Annotated in this window: 15 protein-coding genes; 5 read left to right on the top strand and 10 right to left on the bottom strand. The window is 70.3% G+C overall.

The features are described from left to right. Window positions 1-92: 92 nt before the first annotated feature. From SVA_RS14595 to amrS, 4 genes are read right to left on the bottom strand one after another with little or no spacing between them, the layout of a single operon-like run. Entirely contained in the window at window positions 93-1,523 is a 1,431-nt protein-coding gene (locus SVA_RS14595; RefSeq protein ID WP_096461915.1) for an RtcB family protein, read from the bottom strand. Between the two features lie 7 nt (window positions 1,524-1,530). After that, window positions 1,531-1,950 (bottom strand): archease, encoded by a 420-nt coding sequence (locus SVA_RS14590; protein ID WP_197703234.1) that lies wholly within the window; start codon window positions 1,948-1,950, stop codon window positions 1,531-1,533. Further along, window positions 1,947-2,654: a phosphoribosyltransferase gene (locus tag SVA_RS14585; RefSeq protein WP_096461914.1), complete on the bottom strand. Its 708-nt coding sequence runs from the start codon at window positions 2,652-2,654 to the stop codon at window positions 1,947-1,949. The genes SVA_RS14590 and SVA_RS14585 overlap by 4 nt, the downstream gene beginning before the upstream one ends. A 54-nt stretch (window positions 2,655-2,708) precedes the next feature. Further along, window positions 2,709-3,809 carry an AmmeMemoRadiSam system radical SAM enzyme gene (amrS, locus tag SVA_RS14580; RefSeq protein ID WP_096461913.1) on the bottom strand — a complete coding sequence of 367 codons (1,101 nt, stop codon included), beginning with the start codon at window positions 3,807-3,809 and terminating at the stop codon, window positions 2,709-2,711. 105 nt (window positions 3,810-3,914) lie between these two features. Between amrS and amrB the strand changes: the two genes are divergently transcribed. The 3 genes from amrB to SVA_RS14565 all read left to right on the top strand — a co-directional run bounded on the left by amrB (window position 3,915) and on the right by SVA_RS14565 (window position 6,384). Next, window positions 3,915-4,700 carry an AmmeMemoRadiSam system protein B gene (amrB, locus tag SVA_RS14575; protein ID WP_096461912.1) on the top strand — a complete coding sequence of 262 codons (786 nt, stop codon included), beginning with the start codon at window positions 3,915-3,917 and terminating at the stop codon, window positions 4,698-4,700. Next, entirely contained in the window at window positions 4,678-5,259 is a 582-nt protein-coding gene (gene amrA, locus SVA_RS14570; protein WP_096461911.1) for an AmmeMemoRadiSam system protein A, read from the top strand. Before amrB ends, amrA begins: the two co-directional genes overlap by 23 nt. A gap of 117 nt (window positions 5,260-5,376) precedes the next feature. Beyond that, a complete protein-coding gene (locus SVA_RS14565) occupies window positions 5,377-6,384 on the top strand; it encodes a ribose-phosphate diphosphokinase (RefSeq protein ID WP_096461910.1) in 1,008 nt (335 codons plus the stop codon). Here the strand turns inward: SVA_RS14565 and SVA_RS14560 are convergent. The 3 genes from SVA_RS14560 to SVA_RS20210 are packed head-to-tail and all read right to left on the bottom strand — an operon-like array spanning window position 6,374 to window position 8,720. After that, a complete protein-coding gene (locus SVA_RS14560) occupies window positions 6,374-7,411 on the bottom strand; it encodes a hypothetical protein (RefSeq protein WP_096461909.1) in 1,038 nt (345 codons plus the stop codon). The genes SVA_RS14565 and SVA_RS14560 overlap by 11 nt on opposite strands. Continuing rightward, entirely contained in the window at window positions 7,408-8,058 is a 651-nt protein-coding gene (locus SVA_RS20215) for a dienelactone hydrolase family protein (protein WP_096461908.1), read from the bottom strand. Before SVA_RS20215 ends, SVA_RS14560 begins: the two co-directional genes overlap by 4 nt. 17 nt (window positions 8,059-8,075) lie before the next feature. Then, a complete protein-coding gene (locus SVA_RS20210) occupies window positions 8,076-8,720 on the bottom strand; it encodes a phosphoribosyltransferase (protein ID WP_096461907.1) in 645 nt (214 codons plus the stop codon). A gap of 146 nt (window positions 8,721-8,866) precedes the next feature. Here SVA_RS20210 and SVA_RS14545 point away from each other — a divergent pair, with 146 nt between their 5' ends. Further along, window positions 8,867-9,298, top strand: coding sequence for a hypothetical protein (locus SVA_RS14545; RefSeq protein ID WP_096461906.1), 432 nt, complete (start codon window positions 8,867-8,869; stop codon window positions 9,296-9,298). 89 nt (window positions 9,299-9,387) lie between these two features. Here SVA_RS14545 and SVA_RS14540 read toward each other — a convergent pair whose 3' ends face one another. Genes SVA_RS14540 through SVA_RS14530 form a run of 3 tightly spaced genes read right to left on the bottom strand, consistent with a single transcriptional unit; the run spans window position 9,388 to window position 12,354 of the window. Then, the gene (locus tag SVA_RS14540) at window positions 9,388-10,695 is read right to left on the bottom strand and encodes a magnesium transporter (protein ID WP_096461905.1); all 1,308 of its coding nucleotides are present in this window, start codon (window positions 10,693-10,695) and stop codon (window positions 9,388-9,390) included. Further along, window positions 10,692-11,531 (bottom strand): magnesium transporter MgtE N-terminal domain-containing protein, encoded by an 840-nt coding sequence (locus SVA_RS14535; protein WP_096461904.1) that lies wholly within the window; start codon window positions 11,529-11,531, stop codon window positions 10,692-10,694. Before SVA_RS14535 ends, SVA_RS14540 begins: the two co-directional genes overlap by 4 nt. After that, complete coding sequence (locus SVA_RS14530; protein ID WP_096461903.1) at window positions 11,524-12,354, bottom strand: mechanosensitive ion channel family protein; 831 nt, start codon at window positions 12,352-12,354, stop codon at window positions 11,524-11,526. Before SVA_RS14530 ends, SVA_RS14535 begins: the two co-directional genes overlap by 8 nt. A 626-nt stretch (window positions 12,355-12,980) precedes the next feature. Here SVA_RS14530 and SVA_RS14525 point away from each other — a divergent pair. Next, complete coding sequence (locus tag SVA_RS14525) at window positions 12,981-13,355, top strand: VOC family protein (protein ID WP_096461902.1); 375 nt, start codon at window positions 12,981-12,983, stop codon at window positions 13,353-13,355. Window positions 13,356-13,400 lie beyond the last annotated feature (45 nt).

Below are 13,400 nucleotides of genomic sequence, written 5' to 3'. Positions count from 1 at the left end.
CTTAAGTGATAAGCGACTAGTTGCGGATGCGCGCGAAGCGCGCCTCATTTACTTAGTATTTTGAACTTATCACTTGTCGCTGCTTTGCCGCACTATCCCTTCACGCAGACCAGCGGCTCGAGACGCGCGACCTTGCGGGCGAGGCCGGCGGCGTCGGCGGCATCGACGACCGCGCCGACGTCCTTGTACGCACCCGGCGCCTCCTCGGCGACGCCACGGGAGGAGGGGCTGCGGATGAGAATGCCGCGGCCCGCGAGCTCGTCGATCACCTGGCGCCCCTTCCAAGTGCGATAGGCCTGATGCCGGCTCATGGCGCGCCCGGCGCCGTGGCAGGCGGAGCTGAACGAGCGCGCCTCGGCCTCCTTCGTGCCGACGAGCACGTAGGATCCGGTGCCCATCGAGCCGCCGATCAGCACGGGCTGGCCGACCGCGCGCAGCGGCTCGGGCACGTCCGGGTGCCCCGGGCCGAAGGCGCGGGTGGCGCCCTTGCGATGCACGAACAGCCGGCGCGGCTTCCCGTCGACCACGTGCTCCTCGACCTTGCACGTGTTGTGCGAGACGTCGTAGAGGAGCGGCAGGCGCGCCTGCGGCAGCACGTCCGCGAACACCCCGCGCACGAGGTGCGTGAGAATCTGGCGGTTGGCGAGCGCGCAGTTGATGCCCGCGCGCATCGCGCCGAGATACTCCTCGCCGACCGGCGAATGGATCGGCGCACAGGCGAGCTCCCGGTCCGGGAGCGCAATGCCGTACGTTCCGGCGGCGATCGCCATCTTCTTCAGGAACTCGGTGCCGATCTGGTGGCCGAGCCCGCGCGAGCCGCAGTGGATGCTCACGACCGCGTCGCCGGGTTTCAGCCCGAAGGCCGCCGCGGCCTTCGCGTCATAGATCTCTCTGACCTCCTGCACCTCGAGGTAATGGTTCCCGCTCCCGAGCGTGCCCATCTCGTCCTGCTGGCGCTTCTTCGCCCTGTCGGAAACGTTGGCCGCCCTGGCGTCGCGCATCTGCCCGTGCTCCTCGGTGCGGTCCAGGTCCGCGGCCGTGCCGTAGCCGCGGTCGACGGCCCACTTCGCGCCGCCCGTGAGCATGGCGTCCATCTCCTCGCGGTTGAGGTGCACGCGCCCGGTGCTGCCCACGCCGGCGGGGATGCGCACGTACAGGGTGTCGGCCAGCAGCTTCTGCACGCCGCGGATGTCGTCCGCGGTCAGACCGGTGTGCAGGCAGCGCACGCCGCACGAGATGTCGAACCCGACGCCGCCGGCGGACACGACGCCGCCCTCGTCCGGATCGAACGCGGCGACGCCGCCGATCGGAAAGCCGTAGCCCCAGTGGGCGTCGGGCATGGCATAGGACGCCTGCACGATCCCGGGCAGCGCGGCGACGTTGACCGTCTGTTCGTACACCTTGTGGTCCATCTCGCGGACGAGCGCCTCGCTCGCGTAAATGACCCCCGGCACGCGCATTCCGCCGGTCGGTTCGATCTCCCATTCGTAGTCGGAACGTCGCTTGAAAAGGGTGATGTCCATGATCCGCTCACACGTCCACGATGCACTGCGCGATCCATTCCCCGTTCTCGCGGGCGACGCGCAGCGCGGTATAGGTCGCGCCCTTGATCTCGACGGCGGGGCGGTGGCGCGCGACGTCGGCCCGTTCGCCCCACGCGGTGCCGTCGAGGCCGCCGTCGCTCAGCGTCACCTGGAACCGGCCGAACAGCAGCCCGCGGGTCGCCATCTCGTAGATCAGCGCGTTCAGCCAGTCCACCAGCAACAGCTCGTCGTCGGGCGCCTCGCACCGGATCGCGACCGCCTCGCGTGCCGCGACGCCGGACGGCTCGGTGATCACCGCGGTCATCGCCAGCGCCGCCTGCTCGAACGCCTCGGCCTTGCTCGTTCCGATTCCCCGCACCCCCATGTCGGCCTCGTGCGGAAAGTGTTCCCAGCGCGCGGCCGTCACCCGGCCTCCGCGGCCCGCGCGCGGGCGGCACGAAGCAGCTCTATCGCCTCGGCCTCGCTCACGTCGCACCACTGCCGGTACGCGTCGGCGACCGCGAACGAGCGACCGGTGCGCACGTTCGCGCAGTACAGCGCGTCGAGTTCAGGGACGAGCGTCTCGACGCTTTCGCCGTGCGCGGTCGGGAGCGCGACGGCGAGGGACGCCGGCGCACGTCGTCGCAGCGCGGCGATCGCGGCGCGCAGGGTGAATCCGGAGGCGAGCCCGTCATCGACCAGAATGATCGCGCGGCCGGCCGGCACGGAACAGGGGCCGCCGAACTGCTGCAGGCGACGCGACACTTTTTCGCGCGTGGCGGCGACGCCGAGCGCGATCGCCTCGTCGCTCAGCCCGAGGGCGGCGATCAGCCGGTCGTTCAGCAGGACCGTGCCGTCGAAGGCCACGGCGCCGTAACCGGCTTCCGCGTTCCAGGGCAGGGTGATCTTGCTGACGACGGCGACGTCGAGCGGCAGGTCCAGACGGGCAGCCAGCTCGGCGCCGACGGGCACGCCGCCCGCGGGGATCGCCAGCACCGTCGCGTCCGACCCCCGGTATGCGGCGAGCAGGCCGGCGAGCGCTTCGCCCGCGTGCCGGCGGTCCCGGAACACGCGCAGGCGATTGCGCAGGGAGGGGAGATCGCGGACGGCGGGGTTCGGCAGCGAGAGCATGGATGATCAGTAACACGCGCCGCCGGCGCGGTTCTTGATGCCGGTCAAGGCCGCTCAGGCGGCCGCGAAGTTCTTGAGGCGCACGGGCAGGCGCTTTGCACCCCATTCTCCCGGCGCGGTTTCGAACACGCCGGCGCACGCCGTTCCGCACCGTGCGCACCGGCCTTCGGCATCGAGGTTCCATTCGGTGATGACGTACCAGTCGCGGCCGACCAGTTTTTCCCCGCAGGCATGGCAGTAGGTGCTCCCGCCGGCTTCGTCGTGGACATTGCCCGTATAGGCGTATCGGACGCCGTTCCGCCGGGCGATTTCCCGGGCGCGCGTCAGGGTGGACGCCGGCGTGGGCGGGATGTCGCGCATTTTCCAGTCGGGATGGAAGGCGGTGAAATGCCACGGAACGTCGGGGCCGAGGTTCGCGACGCCCCATTTCGTCATCGCGTCCAGCTCGGCATCGGAATCGTTCTGTCCGGGGATCAGGAGCGTCGTGATCTCGAACCAGACGTTCGTCTCGTGCTTCAGGTAGACGAGCGTCTCGAGCACGTCCTTGAGATGGGCGCCGCAAAGCTTGAAGTAGAAATCCTCGGTGAAGCCCTTCAGGTCCACGTTCGCGGCGTCCATGTAGCGGTAGAACTCCCGGCGCGGTTCGGGGGCCATGTAGCCGGCCGTGACCGCCACCGACCTGATGCCGTGCTCGCGGCACGCCCGCGCGACGTCGATCGCATATTCCATGAAGATCACAGGGTCGTTATACGTGTAAGCGACGCTGCGGCAGCCGAGCGACTTGGCCGCCCGGGCGATCGTTTCGGGCGATGCGGCGTCGGCGAGCGTGTCCCATTCGCGCGATTTGCTGATGTCCCAGTTCTGGCAGAACTTGCAGGCGAGGTTGCAACCGGCGGTGCCGAACGACAGCACCGGAGTGCCGGGGAGGAAGTGGTTGAGCGGCTTCTTCTCTATGGGATCGACGCAGAAGCCGCTCGAACGCCCGTAGGTCGTGAGCACGATCCGGTCGTCCTGGTTCGCGCGCACGAAGCACAGCCCCCGCTGACCGCGGTGGAGCCTGCAGTACCGCGGGCAGACGTCGCACTGCACCCGCCCGTCCGGGAGCCGGTGCCAGTACGTCGTGGGGACGGCGTCCTCGAACTTTTCCTCGGCCATAACGTGCACTTAGATGGGCGCCGCGACAGGGCAGTTCAACTCTCGCTTGAAAATACCCGCGCACGGCTTCATCTTGTCATACGCACACACCGACAAAGGTACGTCATGGGCGCCGTACGCAAGCCCGCCGTCGCCGGTCTCTTCTATCCCGCCGCTCGCCCTGCCCTCAAGGCGCTGGTCGATGAACTCCTCGCAGGGGCGAACGCCGAAGGCGGCGCCCCGAAGGCCATCATCGCGCCGCACGCGGGCTACGTGTACTCCGGGCCGATCGCGGCCTCGGCCTATGCCCGCCTTCTGCCCGCACGCGCGCTCGTCGAGCGCGTCGTGCTGATCGGGCCCGCGCACCGGGTGCCGTTCCGGGGACTGGCGGCCGCGAACGCGTCCCATTTCGAGACGCCCCTCGGTCCGATCGCGGTCGACGCGAATGCGCTCGCCGCGCTCGCCGATCTTCCGCAGGTGGTGCGGCTCGATGCTCCGCACGCGGAAGAGCACAGCCTCGAGGTGCACCTGCCGTTCCTGCAGGCCGTGTTCGGCGAATTCCTGCTGGTTCCCCTCGTGGTCGGCGAGGCGGGCGCCGTCGAGGTCGGCGAGGTGCTCGAGCGGCTCTGGGGTGGGCCGGAGACCGTCATCGTCGTCAGCTCGGACCTCAGCCATTACTACGACTACGAGACGGCGGTCGAGCTCGACCGCGCGACGTCGGTCGCCATCGAGGCGCTGCGCTACGAAGATCTCGACTGGGAGTCCGCCTGCGGCCGGGTGCCGGTGAGCGGGCTGCTGCACGTCGCCCGCAAGCGGGGTCTCGTCGCGCGCACCGTGGACCTGCGCAACTCGGGAGACACGGCCGGGACGCGCGATCGGGTGGTGGGTTATGGCGCGTACGTTTTCGAATGAGGAAGCCTCGCTGAATCCGGGCGAGCGCGCGCGGCTGGCCGATCTCGCCCGCACGTCGATCCGGAAGGGCTTGTGCGGCGAGCGTCTGGCCGTCCGCCCCGAGGAGCACGGACCGGGGCTGTGCGCGGTCCGCGCGAGCTTCGTGACGATCGAGGTGGAGGAGCGGCTGCGCGGGTGCATCGGCACGCTCGAGGCCCATCGTCCGCTGGTCGTCGATGTCGTGGAGAACGCGTACTCGGCGGCGTACCACGATCCGCGCTTTCCCGCGCTCACCTGGCCCGAGTTCGAGCGCCTGAGCCTGCACATCTCCATTCTGAGCGTGCCCGAGCCGCTCGCCTTCGAATCCGAGGAGGACCTGCTCCGGCAACTCCGCCCGGGCGTCGACGGCCTGATCCTCGCGGAGGGGCATCGGCACGGCACCTTTCTGCCGGCGGTGTGGCATGCGCTGCCCGATCCGCGCGAGTTCCTGCGCCATCTCAAGCACAAGGCGGGGCTGCCGCCCGAGTACTGGTCGGCGTCGATTCGCGTGGCGCGTTACACCGCGGAGTCGATCCGATAGGACCGGACAACCTCGTCATTGCGAGGAGCGAAGCGACGAAGCAATCCGGCAACCGGATTTCGGTGGAAGAAATCTGATGCTTCGCTGCGTTCGCAATGACATAAGAACCAAACGCCGATGAATCAGTCCGCATCCCCTTCGACCCGCGAGCCGCAGCTCTTTGCCCTCGAGGCGTCCCGCGCGTTCGGGGAAGCGGTTGCGCACGCGCTGGGCGTCGCGCTCGCGCGCCACGAGGAACGTCGCTTCGAGGACGGCGAGCACAAGGTGCGCCCGCTCGAGAGCGTGCGCGAGCGCGACGTCTACGTCGTGCACTCGCTCTACGCCGACGCCGCCGCGAGCGGTAACGACAAGCTCATCCGGCTGCTCTTCTTTCTCGGCGCGCTGCGCGATGCCGGCGCGGCGCGCGTCACCGCGGTCCTCCCGTACCTCGCCTACATGCGCAAGGACGCGAAGACCCAGCCCCGCGATCCCGTGACCACGCGCTACGTGGCGGCGCTGTTCGAGGCGGTGCACGTGGATCGCGTGGTCGCGCTCGACGTGCACAACCTCGCCGCGTTCCAGAACGCGTTCCGGATCCGGACCGAGCACCTCGAGGCCGCGCCGCTCTTCGCGCGGCACTTCATCGCGGCGCTGCCGGCCGACGCGCCGCTCGTCGTGGTGTCGCCCGATATCGGCGGGATGAAGCGCGCGGAGCGCTTTCGTCAGCTCCTGGGTGCGCGTCTCGGACGCGAGCTCGGGCTCGCGTTCATGGAGAAGGCGCGCGCGAAGGGCGTCATGACCGGAGGTCGTCTTGCGGGAGAAGTCGGCGGCGCGATCGCGCTCGTGATCGACGACATGATCAGCACCGGCGGCACGCTTGCGCACGCGGCCAGGGTCTGCCGGGAGCGCGGCGCGACGGCCGTGTACGCGATCGCCACCCACGGCCTCTTCACGGGAGCGGCGAACGAGACGCTCGCCGCGCCGGAGATCGATCGGGTCGTCGTCACCGACAGCGTGCCGCCGTTCCGCGTCACCGGCGCCGCGCTGCGCGGCAAGCTCGACGTGATCCCGCTCGCCGGGTACCTCGCGGAGGCGATCGCGCGGCTGCACGCGGGCGGATCGCTGGTCGCCCTCGCTACCCCATAGCGGCGAGCCGCGTGCCGTACCGGCTCGCGAGCCGGAGGTAGCTGCGGGCGAGCGCCTGCCAGTGTCCCCATGCGGATTTCTCGACTTCCCGCAGGTGCCAGATTGCCAGCTTGGCGCGCAGGCCGGCGCGGCCGGTCCGGTAGAAATCGATGAGCTCCGGCGGCGGGCCGTCCCCGGTCCGCTGCTGGTACGCGAAGAGCAGCTCGTCGCCCACGAAGGCCGCGCCCAGGCGCTCGCATTCCATCCCGAGCGCCGCGAGCTCGTCGGTGGGATCGACCAGCCGGAACTCGCGGTTGAATTCGAGACAGTCGAACACGATGGGCGGCGATTCGAGGCAGACGTGCTCGGGACGCAGATCGCCGTGCCCTTCGACGATGCGGCCGGCGCGGCCGCCGAAGAGCGCCGGCTCGCGGTCGAGCAGCCGTTCGGCCTCGTCCAGCCCGGCGCGCACCAGACCGGGCTCGAGACCCCAGGCCGGATCGAGCAGCGCCGCGCGGTGGCCGTGCAGGCTCGCGCGCAGCCGCGCGCGATAGGTCTCGGGATCCGTGTCGACCGTGGGGGACTGCGCGTAGAAGGCCGCGAGCTTGTCGGCGACGGGGCGTACGTCGCCGGGCACGAGGCGGCCGCCGCGGATGAGCGCATCGAGCATGCGGTCGCGCGGCAGGCGGCGCATGTGCACGAGCCAGTCGACGGTTTCGCCGCGGCCCTCGATCGCGAGTCGCCCCTCCGCCGAGCGCGTGAGGCGGCGCACGCCGAGGTACACGCCGTCGCTCAGCCGGCGGTTGAGCCGCACTTCCTCGCGCGCGTTCCGTTCGCGCGCCGCCGTCGTGGTGAAGTCCAGGAAGTCGTACCGCACGGGTTTCTTGAGCTTGTAGGCGTCGCGTTCGGTGAGGAAGACCCAGGACATATGGGTCTCGACCGTCTCGACCTCGCGCGCCCCGGCGTAGGTGGCCGGTTCCCGGAGGAGGGCGACCTTGGCGTGGATGCCGGCGGCGTGGCGGGAGTCCGGGGACGGCGGCGCCTTCATGGCGCGGCCGGGGTCGGCGTCAGATGGCGATGGAACCAGTGGGCGGCGAGGCGCGCGACCTCCTCGAGCGTGCCGGGCTCCTCGAACAGGTGCGTTGCGCCCGGGACGATCCGGATCTCCTTGGTGCACTGCAGGCGCGCGTAGGCGTCGCGGTTCAGCTCGATGACGACATCGTCCTCCCCGCCGACCACGAGAAGCGTCGCCGCGCGCACGCGCGGGAGCGCTTCGCCGGCCAGGTCCGGCCGCCCGCCGCGCGACACGACCGCACGAATCCGCTCGTCGACCGCCGCGGCCTTCAGGGCCGCCGCGGCGCCGGTGCTCGCGCCGAACAGCCCCAGCGAAAGACGCCCGATCTCCGGTTGCCTCGCCGTCCAGGCGGCGGCCTCGACGAGACGGCGGGTGAGCAGATCGATGTCGAAGCGCGTGCTGTAGTTCCGGTCCTCGCGTTCCGTCAGCAGATCGAAGAGCAGGGTCGCCACCCCGTGTCGCCGCAGCTCGCTCGCCACGAACGCGTTGCGCGGGCTGAAGCGGCTGCTGCCGCTGCCGTGGGCGAAGAGCACGAGTCCCTGCGCACGGGACGGAATGCCGAGCGATCCGCCGTGGCGCTCGCCGTCGAGCGGGATCTCCACCTCGCGTTCCTCGGGCATCGCGTCCCCCGGCCGGGTCAGTTCTCCGACGACGACTGCAGGCGATCGAGCAGCCCGATCACCTCGTCGTCGGTGAGCTGCGGGAAATCGTCGTAGTAGGCGCCGACCGCCCCGAGGTAGAACTCGGGGATCTCGAGCGCCACGAAGGCGTCCACTTCCCGGCCGATGCGCCTCGCCGTGTCCGGCGGGGCGACCGGCACCGCGACGATCGTGCGCGCCGGCCGCAGCCGCTTGGCCTCGCGTATCGCCGCCTCCATGGTCAGGCCGGTCGCGATTCCGTCGTCGACCAGGATGGCCGTCTTTCCTTCGACCGGCACGGGCGCGCGACCGCGCAGGTAGAGCAGGCGCCGCCGGCGCGCCTCGGCGCGCTCGCGCGCGACCGCCTGCTCGAACCACGACGCGTCGACGCGCGCCACCTCGGCCTCGTTCCGCACGATCTCGCCGCTCTCGACCACGGCCGCGATGCCGTACTCTGGGCTGTAGGGATGCCCGATCTTGCGGGGAATGATCAGGTCGAGGGGCAGCCGCAGCGCCGCAGCGATCTCGGCGCCCAGGACGACTCCGCCCCGGGGAAGCGGGTACACGACGCCGGGTCCCTCGACATGCCCGGCCAGGGCCGCTGCGAGCCTGCGGCCCGCCTCCGCACGGTCCCTGAATCGCATGGCGGTCTCCTCGCTCCGTACCCGATCACCATCGCAACTTTCGGTAAGGCCCTCTTTGATCTGCATCAATGGGCCGATGCGGATGGCGTTTCGCCGTCTATGGTTGCATATTAATTCCCCGGTAACAGCCGACTCGAGGAGGGGATATGGCGCGAGTCACGCCCCCGCCGCAGGCCGCGTCGACCGATGCGCTGAGGCTGTGGCAGAGCTTCTTCTACCAGTCGATCGCGTTCGCCCTGATCGTCGTCATCGCCTCGACGCAGCTCGAGATCGCCGGCCTGTATCCCGAATGGGAGCCTTACACCCTGGCCATCGCCCTGGCATCGCTGCTGCCGTCCGTGCCGCTGCTGATGCGCTATCGCGAGCTGTCGCAGGACGGCGCGCCGCGCCGGGGCGACGAGCACCCGCGCGAGCTTCGCTCCCGCATGTTCTGGGGAATGACCGTTGCCGATCTCCCGGCGTTCGCCGGCCTGCTTCACTACGTGGTGACCGGGCAGTTCGTCACGCTCGTGCTGCTGCTGGTCGCGAGCTCCGCCCTGGTGTACCTGTACAAACCGACTACTGAAAAGCAGTTTTGAATGTGGAATTCCCGATGTTGAATCGAGGACGCGGGCAGCGCGCACCTCGATTCTTCAGGATTCGAAATTCAACATTGCCGTTACTGGCTTCACAGCAGCATCGAGAGCGCCGTCGCCGTGCCGAGGAAGGAGAGGAAACCGATGACGTCGGTGACGGTCGTGAGCAGGATGGAGGAGGCCTGCGCCGGGTCCTGTCCGAAGCGCGTCAGCGTGATCGGGATCAGGGCGCCGGCAAAGCCGGCGGCGGCGAGCGACGACACCATGGCGATCATGATCACCAGCGCGAGGCCGAGCGAGCGGCTCCAGAGGTAGACGCCGATCCCCGTCGTGACCGCGATCGCGGCGCCGTTCAGGAGCGCGACGTTGATCTCCTTGAGCGCCACGCGGGGCCAGTGGCGCACGCCGATCTCCCGCAGCGCGAGCCCGCGCATCGTGACCGCGAGCGCCTGCTGACCGGCGTTGCCCGCCTCCCCCGCGACCACCGGCATGAGTACCGCGAGCGCCGTGAACTGCGCGATGGTGCTCTCGAAGAGCGCGACGACGGAGGCCGCGAGAAACGCGGTCACGAGGTTGATGTGCAGCCAGGGGAGCCGGCGCGAGACGGCGAAGGTCACGCCGGAAAGCGCGCGCTCGTCGCGGCTCGCTCCCACCATCGTCTGGATGTCGAGGCTCGCCTCCTCGTGCAGCGCGGTCACCAGGGTCGACTGATGGATGATGCCGATCAGCCGGCCGGCGAAGTCGACCACGGGGAGCTCCGGGAGCTTGAACTGCTCGAGCCGCTCGACCACTTCCTCCCGCGGCGCCGTATCCGGCACGGCCGCGGGGACCGCACGCGCGATCGCGAGGAGCTTCTGGCGCGGGTCGGCGAGCGCGAGGTCGTGGATCTCGACCCGGCCGGCGAGGCGTCCGTCGTCGTCCACGAGGAACAGCCCGGTCACCGCCCTCGGCTTCGAGGTGCGCAACCGGTTCAGCGCCTCGCGCGCCGTCATCTCCATGCGGAACGGGACGACGTGCGGGTTCATCAGCCGGCCCGCGCTGTCGGGCGGATACTCGAGGAGCGCGCGCAGCTCCGCGGCGACGCGGGGATCGAGCCGGGCGAGCCGGCGGGCGCGCTCCTCGGCGTCGAGGCGGTTCAGGAGGCCCGTCGCCGCCGCCGGCTCCAGCTCCGCGAGGAGCGTGCGCGCGAGGTTGTCGGGCAGCTCGGCGTAGAGGTTGTCCGCGACGTCGGTCACGAGGTGACTCCAGACGGCCACCACGACGTTCACCGGCTGACCCGCGAGCACCTCCGCGGCCGCGCGCGAGGGCATGGCCTCCAGGCTCGCGGCCGCCTCGCGCGGATGATCGGTCAGGAAACGCCGGTTCAGCGCCGCGACGGCGGGTGCGGCGCTCGCGGTCACGGCGTGCCCCGCCGGCCCGTGATGAGGGGCACCGCCGCGCGCACCAGCCCGGCGAGCCCGAGCCAGTAGGCGTTGACGAGCCCCGACAGCGTTTCGGTCGCGAGCTCGATCGGCTCCGGGCGCGGCCGCCCGGCGAGTGCCTGGTCGAGCGCCGCGTAATGGAGCGCGCCCACGAACCGCCCTTCGTGATCGACGACGGGCAGCGAGTGCAGCTGGCGCCAGCCCTCGTGCGCGCGCGCGGCCGAGAGCGGCGCGCGCGCCGACACGGGTTCGGCCGGCTGCATCAGCTCGCCGAGCGCCGCGCGGTTCGACGCCCGCAGGGCGGCCGGCAGCCCGACCACGCCGCGAAAGCGGTGGTCGGCATCGACGACGTAGATGTAGTTCGCCGCCTCGTGGCGCGAGCGGCGGACCCGCTCCACCGCTTCCCGGGTCGTCGCGTCGGGCGCGAACGCGGGCACGCGCGTGTCGGTCCAGGCGCCCACGGCGTCGTCGGGATAGCTGAGCAGCAGCCGGAGCCCGAGCGCGGCGCCCGGGGGCAGCTCGCCGAGGACGGCGGCGCGCGCCTCCTCCGGCAGGTAGCGCAGAAGCCCGGCGCCGGTCTGCGGGGTGAGCGCGCGGAGCAGCCCGGAGACGGCCTGGGGTTTCAGGTACTCGAGGCAGCGCGCCGCGTGCGCGGGCAGCATGTGGCGCAGCACTTCCGTGGCGAGCTTGAGGGGCACGGCGTTCAGCAGCGCCGCGCAGCTCGGCGCGGCGACGTGCTCGAGGGCGCGCGCCGCCTCCTCGGGGTGCGCCTCGAGGAACGCGCGCGTGATCTCGTGGACCTTGCCGTTACGCATCGCGGCCCATCAGCAGCACAGCCGGCTGCTCGTTGAAGAACTTCGCCGGGAGCGAGACGCGTCCTTCGGCGGTTTCGATGATCACGGCGGTCGGGGTGAGCTCGAGGATGCGGCCCTCGTAGGTCGCGATGCGGATCGTCTGCCCGATCTGGTAGCTGTTGCGCAGCGACTGCGCGGCGACCAGGTTCGCGACGAAGGTCCGCGCGCCCAGGCTCACGGCGAGCGCCAATCCCCCGAGCAGGGTGCTCAGCACCACCGCCGCGAGGATCACGAGGAACGTGACGTTGATGCCGATCTGGTCGGCGCCGATGACGATCGCCGTGACGAGAATGACGACCTGCACGACGCGGCCGAGGAGCACGCGGTGGCTCTCCTCGAGCGGCGCCGTGGCGATGACGAGGTCGCGCGTCAGGGCCGAGACCAGGATGCCGGCGAGGATGATGAGCACGCCGACGAGGAGCGTGGGCAGGTAGACGACGACCCGGTTGAGCCACGAGGAGAACGCCTCGAGACCGAGGACATGCGTCGCGAGCGCGAGGAAGAAGAGCACCACGGCCCAGAAGACGATGCTGCCGAGCAGGCGTCCCCATGCGGGCGTTCGCCCGGGCCGCACCGGCGGCGGCCGGCGCGAGAGCCGCAGCATCATCTGCTCGAGCATGCGCGACAGCCGCACCGCCGCGGCCCGAAGGAGCTTCGCCAGCAGCCCGCCGGCGATGAGCAACCCGATGGCGGCGAGGAGGTTCGGCAGGTAATCGATGACCTGCTGGCCGAGCCCGAGGAACGCGTCGCGCAGGGTGCTCGTCCAGTCAGCGTAGTTGTTCATTATCGATCCTGCCGGATTGGGCGGGGCGTGCGCTCAAAGTATAAACAAGGAAGTCGAGTTCCGCTCTTGGGCTCGTCGCCAACGGGCGAGCACGGCGGCGGTTTGGTCGACGGCCCTCCGGGCGAGCGGTCGAAGTAATAAATTGTACTTGTGGGTGGCTGACCCACGGCAGGTGACTTTCTCTTGCTTGCCCAAGAGAAAGTCACCAAAGAGAAGGGCACCCCGGATGGCGCGACTTTGCCGCTACGCATCCCGCTCCGCGACAAAGCCCAGGGCGCACCCCTCGCTGCCTCGCGCTGGGAGGTCGCCGGACGGCGCTTTTGCGCTGCGCAATCCTTGCTTCGCGCAAAAGCCCAGGGCGCACCTCCCTGTGCGCCCGCTCGGCGGGGCGAACGTCCACCGGACGTTCGCCACGTCCCCGCCTCGCCCTGCGCCGACTGGCGACCGACCGGGATCCTCCCGGTCGCCCTTCGGGCTCGCGGCGCTCGGAAGCGCGAGGGTCGGGCGCGCCATACGGGGAGCAAAAAGCAAGCTCCCCTCTGAGGCTAAGGAGGTGAGCGGTCCACTACCTACCGTGGCTGAGCGCCCCGTTTCGGGTGCGAACGGCTTCGTGTAACTTTGCGCGAATGATCGACTACCTCGGGATCGCCCACGCGAGCGTTCTGGTCGCCGATACCGCCCGGGCGCTCGCCTTTTACCGTGACGTGCTGGGCATGCGGGTGGACCCGGGACGGCCGGACCTGGGCTACCCGGGCGCCTGGCTTTGGGTCGGCGGGCAGCAGATCCACCTGATCGAGTTGCCGAACCCGGACCCCGTGACCGGCCGGCCGGTCCACGCCGGGCGGGACCGGCACACGGCGATCCACGTCGGTTCGCTCGAACCGCTGAAGGCCGCGCTCGACCGCGCGGAAGTCGCTTACACGGCGAGCCGGTCGGGGCGGCGGGCACTCTTCTGCCGGGATCCGGACGGCAACGGGCTGGAGTTTATCGAAGGAACGTGAGATCGGGAGGTCGGGAGATCGGGGGTGGGGAATCCACACTCTCGC

The organism is Sulfurifustis variabilis (genome assembly GCF_002355415.1).
In the GTDB taxonomy this organism is placed as follows: Bacteria; Pseudomonadota; Gammaproteobacteria; order Acidiferrobacterales; family Sulfurifustaceae; genus Sulfurifustis; species Sulfurifustis variabilis.
The sequence above is the reverse complement of the archived record's forward strand: the minus strand, read 5'-3'. Positions and strand labels throughout refer to the sequence as shown.